Annotated in this window: 13 protein-coding genes; 12 read left to right on the forward strand and 1 reads right to left on the reverse strand. The window is 68.0% G+C overall.

The genetic code is table 11. The features are described from left to right. Window positions 1-144 precede the first annotated feature (144 nt). From ACLJPL_RS24640 to ACLJPL_RS24650, 3 genes are all read left to right on the forward strand, one after another. The gene (locus ACLJPL_RS24640) at window positions 145-513 is read left to right on the forward strand and encodes a hypothetical protein (protein WP_411083100.1); all 369 of its coding nucleotides are present in this window, start codon (window positions 145-147) and stop codon (window positions 511-513) included. 69 nt (window positions 514-582) lie between these two features. Next, window positions 583-954, forward strand: a complete 372-nt coding sequence (locus ACLJPL_RS24645; protein WP_411083101.1) for a hypothetical protein — start codon at window positions 583-585, stop codon at window positions 952-954. 43 nt (window positions 955-997) lie between these two features. Continuing rightward, window positions 998-1,657, forward strand: a complete 660-nt coding sequence (locus ACLJPL_RS24650; RefSeq protein WP_411083102.1) for an MSMEG_1061 family FMN-dependent PPOX-type flavoprotein — start codon at window positions 998-1,000, stop codon at window positions 1,655-1,657. Between the two features lie 81 nt (window positions 1,658-1,738). On the opposite strand, the gene ACLJPL_RS24655 is transcribed toward ACLJPL_RS24650, so the two are convergent. Further along, a complete protein-coding gene (locus ACLJPL_RS24655) occupies window positions 1,739-2,584 on the reverse strand; it encodes an SDR family oxidoreductase (RefSeq protein WP_411083103.1) in 846 nt (281 codons plus the stop codon). Window positions 2,585-2,972: 388 nt separating this feature from the next. On the opposite strand from ACLJPL_RS24655, the gene ACLJPL_RS24660 reads away from it, so the two are divergent. The 9 genes from ACLJPL_RS24660 (at window position 2,973) to ACLJPL_RS24700 (ending at window position 17,417) form a co-directional block, all read left to right on the forward strand. Beyond that, window positions 2,973-5,462, forward strand: a complete 2,490-nt coding sequence (locus ACLJPL_RS24660; RefSeq protein ID WP_411083104.1) for an ABC transporter family substrate-binding protein — start codon at window positions 2,973-2,975, stop codon at window positions 5,460-5,462. A gap of 427 nt (window positions 5,463-5,889) precedes the next feature. After that, window positions 5,890-7,761, forward strand: a complete 1,872-nt coding sequence (typA, locus tag ACLJPL_RS24665) for a translational GTPase TypA (RefSeq protein WP_411083105.1) — start codon at window positions 5,890-5,892, stop codon at window positions 7,759-7,761. 346 nt (window positions 7,762-8,107) lie between these two features. After that, window positions 8,108-8,260: a hypothetical protein gene (locus ACLJPL_RS24670; protein WP_411083106.1), complete on the forward strand. Its 153-nt coding sequence runs from the start codon at window positions 8,108-8,110 to the stop codon at window positions 8,258-8,260. A 1,074-nt stretch (window positions 8,261-9,334) separates the two neighbouring features. Next, window positions 9,335-10,372 (forward strand): ABC transporter permease, encoded by a 1,038-nt coding sequence (locus ACLJPL_RS24675; RefSeq protein ID WP_411083107.1) that lies wholly within the window; start codon window positions 9,335-9,337, stop codon window positions 10,370-10,372. 97 nt (window positions 10,373-10,469) lie between these two features. Beyond that, complete coding sequence (locus tag ACLJPL_RS24680; RefSeq protein ID WP_411083108.1) at window positions 10,470-12,266, forward strand: ABC transporter substrate-binding protein; 1,797 nt, start codon at window positions 10,470-10,472, stop codon at window positions 12,264-12,266. 106 nt (window positions 12,267-12,372) lie between these two features. Then, the gene (locus ACLJPL_RS24685) at window positions 12,373-13,350 is read left to right on the forward strand and encodes an ABC transporter permease (protein WP_411083109.1); all 978 of its coding nucleotides are present in this window, start codon (window positions 12,373-12,375) and stop codon (window positions 13,348-13,350) included. 10 nt (window positions 13,351-13,360) lie between these two features. Then, complete coding sequence (locus ACLJPL_RS24690; RefSeq protein ID WP_411083110.1) at window positions 13,361-14,422, forward strand: ABC transporter ATP-binding protein; 1,062 nt, start codon at window positions 13,361-13,363, stop codon at window positions 14,420-14,422. 14 nt (window positions 14,423-14,436) lie between these two features. Next, window positions 14,437-15,558, forward strand: coding sequence for an ABC transporter ATP-binding protein (locus ACLJPL_RS24695; RefSeq protein WP_411083111.1), 1,122 nt, complete (start codon window positions 14,437-14,439; stop codon window positions 15,556-15,558). Between the two features lie 227 nt (window positions 15,559-15,785). Continuing rightward, window positions 15,786-17,417, forward strand: coding sequence for an ABC transporter substrate-binding protein (locus tag ACLJPL_RS24700; RefSeq protein ID WP_411083112.1), 1,632 nt, complete (start codon window positions 15,786-15,788; stop codon window positions 17,415-17,417). Window positions 17,418-17,466: the final 49 nt, after the last annotated feature.

The following is a 17,466-nucleotide window of genomic DNA, read 5'->3' on the forward strand; positions in this document are numbered from 1 at the left end:
TCCGGAGCGGCCGCGGGCAGCAGCACCTGAGCGCATGCGCGACCGGCTGAACGCAGAGAACGGCCTGCCCGTCGCCCGGCTTCGTACCGCCCGTCCCTCCCCGGCATCACACAGAGAAGACCTGACGTGCTCCAGTGCACCGCCGTGACCGACGTACCGTTCTTCGAAGCGCTTCTGGCCCTCGCCACCATGGAGGGCGGTCCCGTGCACGCGCGGGACGTCGTGGAGCCGGCGGAGTTCCGGCTGTGCGAGCTGGGCGAGCACGAGGAGTCGACCGAGCACGCGGCCCACATCTGGACCGCCGACACCCGGGACGACCGGGACCTGTGGCTGTTGTGGACCGGCTCCGGCGCACGCCGTGTCCACCGGCTGGACGTCCTGCCCGTGTGCCCCGCCGTCCTCCGCCACCTGGCCACCGGGACCACCATCGGGTGCGTGTACTTCGACCACCACCCGGGGGCGCACTCCTTCTCCGTGACCGACCCCCTCGGCGAGCTGATCGCCGATCCCTGACAGCGGCCGGCGACCCGTGACCGTACCCCCTCATCTCATCCCATCGAACTGTGAAGAGGATTCCGCCCCATGAAGCAATGCACCGCCTCGGCCCTGCTGCCACCCCCGGAGCACGTGGTCCGACTTGCCGCTCCCGGCAGCCCGCCGGAAGCCGGACACGTACTCTGCGAACTCGGTGAGGGCCACGAGGGCGACCACGCGGCCATGCTGTGGGACGACGACGCGAACGACGAGGCCGTCTGGGCCCGTTGGAACGCGAACGGCACGAACCTCGCCGGGCTGCTGTGGTGCGTGGCGCCCGACGCCCGGGGCGAGAGCTCGTGCGGACTGTTCGCCAGGCACCCCTCCGGCCACGGGTGGGAGATCGTGGACGCCGCCGCCGACGAAGCGGCGGTGGAGGCGGCGCTCGCGGGGGAGTACCCGCACCTGTTCCCCGCGTAGAAGGAAGGGAAGGGGACGGGTCCGCCCCCATAGGGTCGGAGGCATGACGACACCCCTCACCGGCAGTGCCTTCGACTCGCTCAGCCTCGACGCCGTGCGCGATCAGGAGGCGTTGCGCCGGGTCTACGAACTCCCCAGCGACGCCGCCGTGCGCAAGCAGATCACCGAACTCACCGATCAGACGCGGCGGTTGATCGGCTGCTCGTCGCTGGTCCTGGTCGCCAGCGCGGACGCCGAGGGCAACTGCGACGTCTCCCCGCGCGGGGGCCCGGCCGGGTTCGTCGCCGTCCTGGACGCGCGGACGGTGGCGATACCGGACGCGACCGGCAACAAGCGGCTGGACACCTTTCAGAACGTCATCGCCACCGGACGGGCCGGGCTGCTGTTCGTCGTCCCCGGGCGGACCACGACCCTGCGGGTGAACGGCCGGGCCGTGGTCTCCACCCGTCCGGAGCTGCTGTCGCAGCTGACCGCCGTGGGCAAGCCGCCGGCCAGTGCGCTGGTGGTGGGGATCGAGGAGGTCTATCCGCACTGCCCCAAGTCGCTCCTGCGCAGCGGGGCCTGGAAGCCGGAGCAGTGGTTGTCGGCGGACGCCCAGCCGACCTCGGCCGAGGTGACGCTCGCCCAACTGCGGCTGCCGGAACTGACGATCGCGGACATCGAGCAGGTGGAGGCGGACTCGCTGAAGTACCGGTACGAGTAACGGGTCTGCGGTGAGCGTCAGTTGACGATGTATCAGGCCAGGACTCCGTACGGGACGGTGCTGCCCCCGTACGGAGTCCCGTCAGCGCTCGACGGGAGTGGCCGGGGCGATGGTGAAGGACTTCTCGACCAGTTCGGGCCGTGAACCGTCGTTGAGCCGGCGCTCCCACTGTGCGGCGACCTGGTCCCGTACCGAGGGCTCCATCCCGGCCGGGAGCACGTGCCGGTAGCGGGGGTCCTCGCCGAGGAGCACCTTGACCGTCCTGTCGTACACCGGCTCGGGATCGTACTGCTCGTGCGGGAACGCGATCTTCGAGTAGTCGAAGAGCCGCTGGGACGGGTCGTCGCGCCACTGCTTCCAGGTCTCGAACATCGTGTCGTTGAAGCCGGTCAGGAACGGGCCGGGGTTGATGGTCGCGACCGTGACGCCGAACTCGGCCAGCTCCTGGTCGAGCGCGTCCGCGAACGCCTCGACGGCATGCTTCGAGCCCGCGTACGCCCCGGTGAACGGGTCCACGGTGAGCCCGGCGACGGACGACATGAAGACGATCCGGCCACTGCGGCGCGCGGCCATCCTCCGGGCGAAGCCCTGGGTCAGCAGGACGGGCCCGAAGACGTTGACCTCGAACTGGCGGCGCAGCCGGTCGGCGGGGATGTCCACGGTGGAGCCGCCCTCGGAGACGCCCGCGTTGTTGAGCAGCACCTCCACGTCCCAGGCCCAGGCGTTCTCGCGGTCGTCGGGGTCGGTGACGTCGAGCTTCTCCACCCGCAGCCGCGCGCCGCGCTCCTTCGCCGCCTCGCGTACGGCGGTGACCTGGGCGACGATCTCCACGCCCGCGATGACGTCGTGCCCGGCCGCGGCCAGGCGCAGCGCGACCTCCTTGCCGAATCCGGTTCCCGCTCCGGTGATGAGGATCGTGCCTGCCATGCCGGTGCCGCCTTCCGCTGGTCGTTGGGTCGTGTGGTCGGTGGGTTGGTGGGTTGGTGGGTTGGTGCTCTTCTCGGCTTTACGGACTTTACGGGTGTATCGGGTGTCGTGCCGGGGTGTGGGTCGCCGGGGAGTGCGGTCGGGCGGCGCGGGGTGGGTGAGATCGGGGCGGCTCGGGGGAGCGCGGCCGGAGGCCCGGAGTGAGAAAACGTTCCTCCGGGCGGGTGAGGTTGGGGCCTCGGCCCGCCGTGTCGGCGTCCCCTCGCGCGAAGGGACGCTTTCAGTGGGTGGCAGGAACCAGTGTGATCAACTGCAAATGCCACCAAATAAGCACTATCCGGTCCATTCCGGTATGGGGTGGTCCGGGCCGGCCCCGGAGGTATCAGCCATGTCCCACGTCGGCGTCCCGCGCGGGACGGTACGAAAGCGCCGCTCGCTCGCGCTCCTCACGACGGGGGTGCTCACGATCCCGGTGCTCGCAGGGTGCAGCTCGGGCACCGAGGAGACCTCCAGGGGGGTCCCGCAGGACATCGCCGCCGCCACCCGCGACAGGGTCGCGGACGGGTCGACGGTGAACTGGGCGATCGACGCGCTGCCCGCCACCTTCAACGCCTTCCAGGCCGACGCCGACAGTGCCACCACCAAGATCACCGGGGCTCTGCTGCCCACGCTCTTCCCGATGGACGCGGCCGGGCAGCCGAAGCTCAACCCGGACTACCTGGAGTCCGCGAAGATCATCGAGCGCGAGCCGAAGCAGGTCGTGCTCTACAAGATCAACCAACAGGCGGTCTGGAGCGACGGCCGCGAGATCGGGGCCCCCGACTTCGTCGCCCAGTGGCGGGCGCTCAGCGGGAAGGACTCGGCCTTCTGGACCGCCCGCAACGCCGGTTACGAGCGCATCGAGAAGATCGAGCGCGGCGCGGACGACCTCCAGGTCAGGGTCACGTTCGCCAAGCCGTACGCGGACTGGCGCTCGCTGTTCTCGCCGCTCTACCCGAAGGAGGTCACCGGCTCGCCGGACGCCTTCAACGACGGGGCGCGCACCGCCCTGAAGAACACCGCGGGCCCCTTCCGGCTGAAGAGCGTGAGCAAGGCCAAGGGCACCGTCACCCTCGCCCGCGACCCCCGCTGGTGGGGCGAGAAGGCCAAGCTGGAGGGCCTCGTCTTCCGGGCTGTCGCCCCCAAGGACCGCACCAAGGCCCTCGCGGACGGGACCGTCCACGTCACGGACGTCGACCCGGCCACCGCCGACCGCATCGCCCTCGCCGCCCGCGACCGGGGCGGCAACGGACAGCCGCTCACCCACGGCCCCGGCTCCGACCTCACGCCCGCCGCCGCCCTGCGCTCCTGGGCGCTGGCCCACGGCTCCGACGAGGAACAGGCGGAGATCGCCCAGGCCGCCCGCGAGAAGAACCGCAAGGCCGTCGTCGCGTACGGGGCCGAGCAGAAGGCCCTGCGCAGTTACGCCGTACGCAAGTCCCTGGAGCCCGCCTACACCCAGCTCGCCCTGAACGGCGAGTCCGGCCCGCTCGCGGACGACCGGGTGCGCCGGGCGGTGGCCCGCGCCCTGGACCGGCAGGAGCTGGCCGAGGCCGTGCTCAAGCCGCTCGGGCTCCCGGCGAAGCCGCTCGGCAGCCACTTGGCCCTCGCCGGACAGCCCGGGTACAAGGACGGCAGCGGGGCGCTCGGAGACCAGAACACCAAGGAGGCCCAGGCCCTGCTGGCGGACGCCGGCTGGACCCGGGGCGGCGCGGCCGAGCTGCCCAAGGACACGAAGGCGGGCAGCGAGGCGGAGAAGAAGAAGGAAGAGGAAGAGGGCGAGGAGAAGTCGGAGAAGAAGGACGCGGGCGAGACGAAGAGCGAGAAGACCGAGAAGAGCGAGAAGGCCGACACGGAAGAGAAGGAAGAGAAGGAAGAGAAGGAAGAGAAGGAAGAAGAGGAGGCGGACGAGAAGAACGACAAGAAGGCCGACTCCGCCGCCGGTTCCGGCTCCCGGTCCGACTCCGCCCCCGACTCCGCCGCCTCCCGCGCCGAGGGCCTCTACATCGTCGGCGAGGACAACAAGCCGGGCGCGGCCCCCCTCCGGGGCACCGACTCCGCCGCCGCCTCCTCCCACGCCCTCGCCCCCGCTCACACGGCCGCCGTCCAGAGCCTCGCGGTGCTCCGTCAGGCCGGCGCGCTCCGGGAGGACGGCGACGCCGCCGGCGTACCCTCGCGGCTCGCGGCCCAGGACAAGCAGCCCGGCGGCGCGGCCGGTGCGTACGCCCCCGTGGGCACCGCCGCCCCCGCCCCCGCGTCGGTCAACGGGCCGCTGGGCAAGGACGGCAAGACGCTGACCCTGCGCTTCGTGCTCCCCTCCGGGCCCGGCTCGCAGTCGCTGCGCGCCGTGGGCGACCGGATCGCGGTGATGCTGGAGAAGATCGGGATCGGTACGGAGATCACCAAGGTCTCCGACGAGAGCTACTTCAAGGACCACGTCGCCTCCGGCGACTACGACCTGGCCCTCTACTCCTGGCCCGCCACCGCCTACCCCGCCACGGACGGCCGCCCGATCTACGCCAAGCCGGAGCCGGCCACCGACGGATCGCTCCTCGTCGAGCAGAACTACACCCGGGTCGGCACGGACCACATCGACCAGCTCTTCGACCAGGCCGTCGCGGAACTCGACGAGAAGGCCGGACGGGAGCTGATCAAGCAGGCGGACGCCCGGATCTGGGCCGCCGCCGGATCGATTCCGCTCTTCCAGCGCCCGCAGCTCGTCGCGGTGGACAAGAAGCTCGCGAACGTCGGAGCCTTCGGCTTCGCCGCCCCTCGCTACCAGGACATCGGGTTCACGGAGCGGCAGGCGGCCGGTTCCGCCGCGAACCAGAAGAATTAGCAGGTCAACGGCCTGACCAAGCTCAGAAGCTGCTCAAGAACCTTGCCCGTCGCCGCCGCGGCGGGCAAGGTGGTCCCTGCCCTGACCCGGGCCGTTCGTCTCTCCTCCCCGTCACACCCTCCACGCCTCCCACACCCCCGCACCCCCCGCGCTCGTCACTCGCGGCTGCGCCCGTACGCGCTCGCATCCGGCCTGCCCCCGGGCTCTTCTCCTGGCCCTCTTCGTGGCTCGGACTGTTCCTTGACAGCGGCTGAATATCGGCTGAATCACACCGGAAGACCGCCTCTGCGGTTCGGCCCGGGAAGCCCCGCACGCGCAGGGCCCGTACCATGGGACGAGCCGTGGCGTGCCGCCCGGCGGGCGTACGAGGACTCGAAGACCGACTGAGACGCCTGATCCCACGATCCGAGAGAAGCGCAAGCCACCCATGCCCACGCGCCACGACATCCGTAACGTAGCCATCGTCGCCCACGTCGACCACGGCAAGACCACGCTGGTCGACGCCATGCTCAAGCAGGCCGGAGCGTTCGCCGCCCACGCCGCCGAGCACCTCGACGATCGCATGATGGACTCGAACGACCTGGAGCGTGAGAAGGGCATCACGATCCTCGCCAAGAACACGGCGGTGAAGTATCACCCCAAGGACGGCGGGGACCCGATCACGATCAACATCATCGACACCCCCGGTCACGCCGACTTCGGCGGCGAGGTCGAGCGCGGCCTGTCGATGGTGGACGCGGTCGTGCTGCTCGTCGACGCCTCCGAGGGTCCGCTGCCCCAGACCCGCTTCGTGCTGCGCAAGGCGCTGGCCGCGAAGATGCCGGTCATCCTGTGCATCAACAAGACCGACCGCCCCGACTCCCGGATCGCCGAGGTCGTCGACGAGACGTACGACCTGTTCCTGGACCTCGACGCGGACGAGGACCAGATCGAGTTCCCGATCGTCTACGCCTGCGCCCGTGACGGCGTCGCCTCGCTGACCAAGCCCGAGGACGGCACCGTCCCGCAGGACAGCGACAACCTGGAGCCGTTCTTCTCCACGATCCTCTCGCACGTCCCCGCCCCGGAGTTCGACGAGGACGCGCCGCTCCAGGCCCACGTCACCAACCTGGACGCCGACAACTTCCTCGGCCGTATCGCGCTCTGCCGCGTCGAGCAGGGCGAGCTGCGCAAGGGCCAGACCGTCACCTGGATCAAGCGCGACGGCACCATGTCCAACGTCCGCATCACCGAGCTGATGATGACCGAGGCGCTCACCCGCAAGCCGGCCGAGGTGGCGGGCCCGGGTGACATCTGTGCCGTCGCCGGTTTCCCGGACATCATGATCGGCGAGACCCTGGCCGACCCCGAGAACCCGATCGCGCTGCCGCTGATCACGGTCGACGAGCCGGCCATCTCGATGACCATCGGCACCAACACCTCGCCGCTCGTCGGCAAGGGCGGCAAGGGCCACAAGGTCACCGCCCGCCAGGTGAAGGACCGCCTGGACCGCGAGCTGATCGGCAACGTCTCGCTCCGCGTCCTGGACACCGAGCGCCCCGACGCCTGGGAGGTCCAGGGCCGTGGTGAGCTCGCGCTCGCCATCCTGGTCGAGCAGATGCGCCGCGAGGGCTTCGAGCTGACCGTGGGCAAGCCCGAGGTCGTCACCAAGCAGATCGACGGCAAGACGCACGAGCCGATCGAGCGCATGACGATCGACTCCCCCGAGGAGCACCTCGGCGCGATCACGCAGCTCATGGCGACCCGCAAGGGCCGCATGGAGACCATGACGAACCACGGTTCGGGCTGGGTCCGCATGGAGTGGATCGTTCCTTCCCGCGGCCTCATCGGATTCCGTACGGAGTTCCTGACGCAGACCCGCGGCACGGGCATCGCGCACTCCATCTTCGAGGGCCACGAGCCGTGGTTCGGCGAGCTGCGCACCCGCCACAACGGCTCGCTGGTCGCGGACCGTTCGGGTTCGGTCACGCCGTTCGCGATGGTCAACCTCCAGGAGCGCGGTGTCATCTTCACCGAGGCCGGCACCGAGGTGTACGAGGGCATGATCGTCGGCGAGAACTCGCGCGCCGACGACATGGACGTGAACATCACCAAGGAGAAGAAGCTCACCAACATGCGTGCGGCCTCCGCGGACACCACGGAGAACGTGGTCCCGGCCCGCAAGCTCTCGCTGGAGCAGTCCCTGGAGTTCTGCCGCGAGGACGAGTGCATCGAGGTGACCCCGGCGACCGTGCGCATCCGCAAGGTCGTCCTGGACGCGAAGGAGCGCGGCCGCGCCGCGTCCCGCGCCAAGCGCTGACCCGCATCACCGTACGCACGCACCTGAGCGCCCCGCCACGGTCCCGCATCGATCGGTGACGCGGCGCCTCGCGGACGGCAGGCCCGGCCCCCTCCATCGGCAGCACGGAGGGGGCCGGGCCTTTTTGCGTCCGGTGAAGTACGGGGACATGTGCAGGCGGGAACACTATGCGGAGCCTCTTGCTCCAGTTGCTCGTTGTGTTCTCGCGTGCGCTTGATCCTCAGATGTTCCTCAACTCGCCTCCAGCACACGCCTGCTGGACTCAGGATGTGACGCAGCCGCGCCGATCGGTGAGGTGGGGGACGGGCCGCGAGGCATGACTATTCGCGGAAGCAAGGGGTGGGTCATGAAGAAGATCCTGGCAGTGGCGTTGGCCGGCGCCGCGATGTCGGCGGCCGTGGTGGCGCCCGCGTCCGCCGCGTCGGCGCAGGGCGTGCGCTGCAAGGCCAACGTCCCTGCGGGCACCCTCGCGGCGGCCGCGAAGAAGAGCTACTGCTGATCCGGTCCGCCCCACATCCCTGACGGCGCCTCAAGTTTTCCTCAAAAGACTTTCCCGCACAGGTCGTTGGGAAAATAATCGACCCGCCCGTGCCGCGTACCGGCGGTGCGGGCGGGTCGCGGGCGTCACCGCTGTTCGCCGGTGGACGGGGGCGGGGCACGCCCACCGGGAACCAGGGGCCTGCGATGCCCCCGAGGCCGGCTGAAGGCCGCCGGGGAAGCGCCGCCGGGCCTTCCGGGGCCTCACCCGCCCGCGCGCCCTGTCGGTCGGCCCGCACGGCCCGGCGGGACGTCGCGCCGGCGGTCCGAGGCGCTCGAAGGCGTTCCGAGGCGTTCGGAGTGCGTACGCGCCTCGGGCGAAAGCGTTGAGCGTGGGGCGTCGAAACGCAACCCGATTTCAATGGCGGAACGTCCGACTATCGGGCATCGCTCTCCGGAACATGTGTTAACGGTCCGTTTCGGCCGTGTCTGTCTGGTATCCCTTTGTCCGTATTTCGGGTCTACGCGCACGATTGATGTTGTCAAAACGAGACCCTATGAGTGTGGTTTACAGCCCGGCCGTACTTAATAGTTGGCTCCATTGAGCTCGGGTCAATGGGTCACGCACTGTGGGGAGTGCCGGCTCACGAGCGCACGGGGTACCGCTCTTTCCGTCTGCAGGGGTGTCGACGGACGACAGGTACCAGAACTGTTTACGTGGACTCACGAGGAGGAACCCATGCGTGGTGCTCTGAGCACCTGTGGGGGCGCGACGTCCTGGACGATGTGCCAGGCCGGTTTCGTTCATCGAGTATCGCCCGGCCCCGCCGTCAGCTTCGGCTGACGATTCTCGGCCCGTCCAAACCGCTCAACTCGCGTTCCCGGTAGTGAAACCCACTCCCGTCGGCGCTCCTTCCGGCTGCTCCGCTCTGAGGTGATCTCCATCAGGCGGCGGCCATGCCCCGCGACCGTCCCTCAGGGCGCTCCGTGGCACGGGATCGCCGTGCGTCAGGCGCGACGCACCGAGTGAAGTGAACTCGACCGTCGCCTACCCGATGTGGAGCGTCGGTACCCGACATCTGTGAATGGACACATCATGACCAGTCCAATTGAGGCCGAGGACGCCACGGCCTCTGTCGCCTTGGACAAGAAGCCCGCGGCGGAGACCACCGCCCCGGACGTGAAGGCACCCATCGGCCGGTCTCCGGGGCAGCTGATGTGGATGCGCTTCAAGCGCGACCGCACCGGCATGGTCTCGGCGGGCGTGGTGATCTTCTTCTTCGTCGTCTCCGCGCTCGCCCCGGTGATCGCGTCGCTCTACGGCAAGAACCCGTACACGCTCTACGCGCAGGAGCCGGACTATCCCTTCCTGCTGGACGACTTCGGTATGCCCGCCGGCTTCGGCGGTGTATCCGGGGACTTCTGGTTCGGCGTCGAACCCGACATGGGACGCGATGTGTTCACCATGCTGCTCTACGGCATGCGCACCTCGCTGTACATGGCGGTCGTGCTGACCGTGCTGAGCGTCGTCACCGGTGTCCTCATCGGCATGGTCAGCGGGTACTTCGGCGGTAAAGTCGACTACTGGCTCGGCCGCGTCACCGACTTCTTCCTCGCCTTCCCCAGCCAGCTGTTCTTCATCGCCTTCATGCCGGTCGTCGTGGCGCTCTTCGTCTCGCCCTCGGACGAGACACCCACCTATCTGCGCGCCACCGCGATCATCCTGGTGATGTGGTTCCTCGGCTGGATGGGCATGGCGCGTCTCGTACGCAGTTCCGTGCTTTCTCTGCGTGACCGGGAGTTCGTGGAGGCCGCGAAGGTGTCCGGCGCTTCACGGTGGCGGATCGTCCGCAAGGAGATCCTGCCGAACATCGTGACGCCGATCCTGGTGCAGGGCACCTACATGCTTCCCAGCGCCATTCTCTCCATCGCCTTCCTCTCCTATGTCGGTGTCGGGTTCGTCGAGCCGACACCGGACTGGGGCCGGATGTTCGCCCTTGCTGCTCGTGGGAACTACGAACAGAATCCGTCGTTCCTGCTCTTCACCGGCGTCGCGCTGGTGACCTTCGTCCTGGCCTTCAACCTTCTCGGCGACTCGGTCCGCGACGCGTTCGACCCCAAGACCGGACGATAGCGTCCACGTGCGGGGACGGCTGCCGCCCCCGCGCCGGGCAACCGGCTGGTCAGGCAGCATCTCTGGATATCAACCGACAGGCAGGTACACGAGTCTCATGAAGTCCATCAGAACGCGTTCCGCGCGCGCAGCGGTCGTCGCCCTCGCGGCGGGTTCGCTGGTGCTCACCGGCTGCTCCTCCAACGACGGTGGCAACACCAAGGACCAGTCCAAGACCAAGGAAGACGCCGCCAAACAGTCGAAGCCCGTCGAGTACGGTGACGCGGCCGCTTCCACCGGTCCTGCCAAAGAGGTGAAGGGCGCCACCCCTGGTGGCACCATGAACGTCTACCTGCAGGCGGACCTGACCCACCTGGACCCGGGCCAGATCTACGTCAGCGACGCCGGTCAGTTCTCGAACCTGATCCACCGCAAGCTGACGAACTACCAGGAGGACGCTGAGGGCAACCTGACGGTCGTCGGTGACATAGCCACCGACTCCGGCAAGTCCTCGGACGGCGGCAAGACCTGGACGTACACGCTGAAGGACGGCATCAAGGACGAGGACGGCAACGTCATCACGTCCGCCGACGTCCGCCACTCGGTCGAGCGCCTGTACTCCAAGGTCATCTTCGACGGTCCGTCGTTCCTCCAGACCTGGCTCTCCGGCTCCGACTACCGCAAGGCGCTGCCGGACGGCCCGTACAAGGGCAAGCACCTGCCGGACTCCGTCCTGGAGACCCCGGACAAGAAGACGGTCATCTTCCACTTCGACAAGCCGCAGCCGGACCTCCCGCAGGCCCTGGCCATGGCCGGCTACGCCATCGTGCCCGAGAAGCAGGACACGAAGGAGAAGTACGACAAGGCCCCCAAGGCTCTTGGTCCGTACAAGCTGGTCGAGTACAAGTCCGGCAAGTCCATGAAGCTGGCCAAGAACGAGAACTGGGACCCGAAGACCGACGCCGTTCGCCACCAGTACGTGGACGGCTACGACTTCACCACCACGATCGAGCAGGCCAGCCAGACGAAGCGTCTGATCGCCGACCAGGGCGAGGCCAAGAACGCGATCCAGTTCACGACCTCGGTCGACCCGGCCCAGATCAAGGACGTCGTCGGAGACCCCGCGGTCAACAAGCGCACGATCAAGGGCTTCCAGCCCTACGTGTGGCAGACGACCTTCAACCTGGACCGCATCAAGGACAAGAAGGTCCGCGACGCCATCACCTACGCGCTCCCGAACCAGAGCATGCTCCAGGCTGACGGCGGCAAGTACGGCGGTGAGCTGGCCGGCGGTCTGCTCGCCCCGACCCTGCCGGGCTACGACCCGAACTACGACCCGTTCGGCAAGCAGAAGAAGCCCAACGGTGACATCGCGAAGGCCAAGGAACTGCTCAAGGAGGCGGGCTTCAAGGAAGGCACCAAGCTGACCTACGCCTACGCCAACACCCCGCGTGGCCAGAAGCAGCAGGTCTTCGTTGCGGACGCGCTGAAGAAGATCGGCATCGACCTCCAGTCGAAGGAGATCGACTCCGCGAGCTTCTACGAGCAGATCGGCAAGGTCGACAACAAGTTCGACCTCTACACCATCGGCTGGGGCCAGGACTGGCCGTCGCCCTCCACGGTGATCACCCCCGTCTACGACGGCACCCTGATCGCTGACGGTGCGCCGAACTACTCGCACATCAACGACGCCAAGGTCAACGAGCTCATCAAGAAGGCCGTGACCCAGGAGCCGGAGGAAGCCGCGAAGACGTGGGAAGAGGCTCACCACCGCATCGTGGAGGAGATCAACCCCGCTGCCCCGGTCTACTACGCGAAGCAGCTCCAGCTCTTCGGCTCGAACATCGGCGGCGCCCGCTACAGCACCAACTCCAGCTACATCAACATCAACGACCTGTACCTGAAGAAGCCGTAACCAGGAACCGTGCCTGAATCCGTGGGGGCGCGCGCCAGGCGGAGCGCGCCCCCACGGACTTTCACCCCTCACTACCCGCCGTATCCGAAGAGAGCAGCCTCCCGCGATGCTTCAGTTCCTCATCCGCAGGTTGACCGGCGCAGTCGTCATCTTGTTCCTGATCGGCGCCTTCACCTTCTTCCTGTTCTACACAATCCCTCAGGACTTCGCCCAGCTCTCCTGCGGCAAGAACTGCTCGCCGGAGAACATTGCGGTCATCCGCGAGAATCTCGGCTTGGACAAGCCGATCACCACTCAGTTCTGGGACTTCATGTCCGGCATCGTCGTCGGTCGGGACTTCGCGGTGGGGCACTGCTCGGCTCCCTGCCTGGGGCAGTCCTTCAGTAGTGGCGAGTTCGTCTGGGACTCGATCATGGACCGCTTTCCGCTGACACTGTCGCTGACCATCGGCGGTCTGATCATCTTCCTGATCCTTGGCCTCGGCTCGGGCCTGCTCGCCGCCTGGAAGCGCGGCACGGCGATCGACAAGGCCGTCAGCGGTGCGTCGATGGTGCTCAGCTCGTTCCAGATCTACTTCCTCGGTCCGCTGGTACTCACCATCTTCGTCTTCAGCACGGGCTGGTTGGAGAATCCCAAGTACTACCCGTTCATGGACGACCCGATCAAGTGGGCTGTCGGCCTGCTGATCCCCTGGGCCGTCATGGCGACCATCTTCACCGCGCAGTACACTCGTATGTCGCGCTCCACGATGATCGAGCAGCTCCAGGAGGAGCACGTCCGTACCGCCCGTGCCAAGGGCATGCCGGCGAGGTACGTCTTCTTCCGCTACGCCTGGCGCGGGTCGCTCGCCCCCATCGTCACCATCCTCGGCATGGACCTCAGCTCACTGCTCGCGGGCGGCGTGGTCACCGAGTTCACCTTCGACCTCGCGGGCATCGGACGCCTGGCGGTGGACTCCTCGCTGACCAAGGACCTTCCCCTCACCATGGGGGTGATGTTGTTCGGGGCCTTCTTCATCCTGATCCTGAACATCGTCGTGGACCTCACCTACGCCTACATCGACCCGCGCGTGCGCCTCGCCTAGGAGAACGACCGTGACCACACTCACCAAGACCGAGGACAAGCCGGCCCCGACCGGGCCCGAAAGCTTTCTCTCGGTGCGCGACCTGAGGGTGCGGTTCTCCACCGAGGACGGCATCGTCAAGGCGGTCGACGGCCTCTCCTTCGACGTCGAACGCGGCAAGACGCTCGGCATCGTCGGGGAATCGGGTTCCGGCAAGTCCGTGACCAACCTCGCCGTCCTGGGGCTGCACAACCCGCAGAGCTCCCAGGTCGAGGGAGAGATCCTGCTGGAGGGCAAGGACCTCCTGAAGTCCTCCGAGAAGGAGATGGAGAGGCTTCGCGGCAACAAGGTCGCGATGATCTTCCAGGACCCGCTGACCGCGATGTCCCCGTACTACACCGTGGGCCGTCAGCTCTCCGAGCCGTTCCGCAAGCACACCGGCGCCTCCAAGAAGGAGGCGAAGGCCCGGGCCATCGAGATGCTGACCAAGGTCGGCATCCCGCAGCCCGCGACGCGCTTCGACGACTACCCGCACCAGTTCTCCGGCGGTATGCGCCAGCGCGCCATGATCGCCATGGCCCTGATGTGCGACCCCGACCTGCTGATCGCCGACGAGCCGACCACCGCGCTCGACGTGACCGTGCAGGCCCAGATCCTGGACCTGCTCAAGGACCTCCAGCAGGAGTTCGGCTCCGCGATCATCTTCATCACCCACGACCTGGGCGTCATCGCCAACATGGCGGACGACCTGCTGGTGATGTACGCGGGCCGGGCCGTGGAGCGCGGCAGCGTCCGTGAGGTGCTGCGGGCGCCCCAGCACCCGTACACCTGGGGTCTGCTGAGCTCGATGCCTCGCCTGGGGGGCGACATCAGCGAGGAGCTCGTGCCGATCCCCGGGTCGCCGCCGAGCCTCCTCAACCGGCCGACGGGCTGCCCCTTCCACCCGCGGTGCGCGTTCACCGACCGGGTCGAGGGCTCGCGGTGCAGCGGTGAGAAGCCGCTGCTTCCCGAGGGCAGAGCCGCCGCGTGCCACCTCACCCCGGGGGAGAAGCAGTCCATCTTCATCGACCAGATCAAGCCTCGGCTCGGCTAGGGAGACGCACAGACATGAGTAACAACGTCGCCCTGCCGGATCAGCAGGGCTCCACGGAGAAGGCCGGCGAGCGCCGCGAGCTGCTCTCCGTCGAGAAGATGGCCATGCACTTCCCGATCTACGGGGGGTTCCCCTTCAAGCGCCAGGTCGGCGCGGTGAAGGCGGTCGACGGCATCGACCTGACGGTGTACGAGGGCGAGAGCCTCGGCCTCGTGGGCGAGTCCGGCTGCGGCAAGTCGACCACCGGCCGCATGATGACCCGGCTCCTGGAGCCCACCGGCGGGAAGATCACGTACGCCGGCAAGGACATCACGCACGCCGGCCGCAAGGAGCTCGCTCCCATCCGGTCCGAGATCCAGATGATCTTCCAGGACCCGTACTCCTCGCTCAACCCCCGGCAGACCGTCGGCACCATCATCAAGAGCCCGATGGAGGTCAACGGCATCAAGCCCCCGGGGGGCCGGGAAGCCCGGGTGCGGGAGCTGCTGGAGCTCGTGGGCCTCAGCCCCGAGCACTACAACCGCTTCCCGCACGAGTTCTCCGGCGGCCAGCGCCAGCGCATCGGCGTCGCCCGGGCCCTCGCGCTCCAGCCGAAGCTGATCATCGCCGACGAGCCGGTCTCGGCCCTCGACGTCTCGATCCAGGCCCAGGTGATCAACCTCCTGCAGAAGGTGCAGCGGGAGATGGGCATCGCGTTCGTCTTCATCGCGCACGACCTGGCGATCGTCCGGCACTTCTCCGAGCGCGTCGCGGTGATGTACCTCGGCAAGGTGGTGGAGGTCGCCGACCGCGACTCCCTCTACAACCGCCCCCGGCACCCGTACACGCACGCCCTGCTCTCGGCCGTGCCCGAGGCGAACGTCGACAGCGGGGCCAAGGAGCGCATCCGGCTGGAGGGCGACGTGCCCTCGCCGATCATGCCGCCGTCCGGCTGCCGTTTCCGCACGCGCTGCTGGAAGGCGCAGGACAAGTGCGCGACGGAGGAGCCGCCGCTCGTCCAGATCGGCGGCAACAAGGCAGGTCACCTCACGGCCTGTCACTTCCCGGAGGAGCCGACTACGGAGGGCCGTGACCAGGATGTGGTCATGGACCCGGCTCTCGTCGCGCTGGAGGAGGAGCAGGACGCGAAGCACTGAGGCGGACGACGCTTCGGCGCGTCGCCCCGCACGACCGCCCGGTCACCTTCGTGGTGACCGGGCGGTCGTGCGTTCTCGCGCTTCTCCGTCCGGCGCCGACCGTGCCCGTTCCCGAGGCGTTCGGCTACGGCGCGCTCCTCCCCGTACGGCGGAAGCAGACATGCGGTAAGGGGCTGTATGGGGTGATATGAGGCATTGAGCTACTCGATGACTCTAGGAGGCACTTCATGCGCGGAGCCACACGGGCCAGGTGGGCCGCATGTGCGGTGGGCGTCGCCCTGGTAGCGACGGCCTGCGGCGGCGGGGGCGACAGCGGCGGTGGCAGTGGCGCCGACGGGATCGTCAGCTCCTCCTGGGGCGACCCGCAGAACCCGCTGGAGCCCGCGAACACCAACGAGGTGCAGGGCGGCAAGGTCCTCGACATGGTCTTCCGGGGGCTCGTCCGGTACGACCCCAAGACCGGCGAGGCGCAGAACATGCTCGCCGAGTCCATCGAGTCGAGCGACGCCCAGAACTTCACGGTCAAGGTGAAGAGCGGCTGGACCTTCTCCAACGGCGAGAAGGTCACCGCCAAGTCCTTCGTCGACGCCTGGAACTACGGCGCGGCGCTGAAGAACAACCAGAAGAACGCCTACTTCTTCCAGTACATCGACGGCTACGACAAGGTCCACCCCGAGTCCGGCTCGGCCTCCGCCGACACCCTCTCCGGCCTCAAGCTCGTCGACGAGCTGACCTTCACCGCCAAGCTCAGCCAGAAGTTCTCGCTGTGGCCCGACACCCTGGGCTACTCGGCCTTCGTACCGCTGCCAAAGGCGTTCTACGACGACCACGACGCCTGGCTCTCCAAGCCCGTGGGCAACGGCCCGTACACGATCGACTCGTACGCCAAGGGCTCGTCGATGAACCTGCGGCGCTGGGACGACTACCCGGGCGACGACAAGGCGAAGAACGGCGGCGTCGACCTCAAGGTCTTCACCGACAACAACACCGCCTACACCTCGCTGACCTCCGGCAACCTCGACCTGGTCGACGACGTGCCCGCCTCCCAGCTCCGCAACGTCGAGCAGGACCTCGGCGACCGGTACATCAACACGCCCGCCGGCATCATCCAGACCATCTCCTTCCCGTTCTACGACAAGGAATGGGACACCGACGACGCCCGCAAGGTCCGCCAGGGCCTCTCCATGGCGATCAACCGGGCGCAGATCACCGACCAGATCTTCCAGAAGACCCGCACCCCCGCCTCCGACTGGACCTCCCCGGTCCTCGGCGACGACGGCGGCTTCAAGAAGGGGCTGTGCGGCAAGGAGTGCACGTACGACAAGGCCGCGGCCAAGAAGCTGATCGACGAGGGCGGCGGCATCCCCGGCGGTCAGCTGAAGATCTCGTACAACGCGGACACCGGCTCCCACAAGGAGTGGATCGACGCCGTCTGCAACAGCATCAACAACGTCATGGGCGACAACCAGGCGTGCGTCGGCCGTGCGGTCGGCACCTTCGCGGACTTCCGCAGCCAGGCGTCCACCCAGAAGTTCGAGGGCCCCTGGCGCGCGGGCTGGCAGATGGACTACCCGCTGATCCAGAACTTCCTCCAGCCGCTGTACTACACCAACGCCCCGTCCAACGACGGCAAGTGGAGCGACGAGAAGTTCGACGACCTGGTGGACAAGGCGAACGCGGAGACCGACAAGGCGAAGGCCATCACCACGTTCCAGGACGCGGAGAAGGTGCTCGTCGAGCAGATGCCGTCCATCCCGCTCTGGTACCAGAACGGCAGCGCCGGCTACTCGGAGCGGGTCGACAACGTCGAGCTGAACCCGTTCAGCGTGCCGGTCTACACGGACATCACGGTCAACTGACCCGCTGAGACCGGCCGGCCGGGGCGCCCAGTGCGCCCCGGCCCCGGTC

The organism is Streptomyces sp. cmx-18-6, assembly GCF_046548915.1.
Classification (GTDB): Bacteria; Actinomycetota; Actinomycetes; order Streptomycetales; family Streptomycetaceae; genus Streptomyces.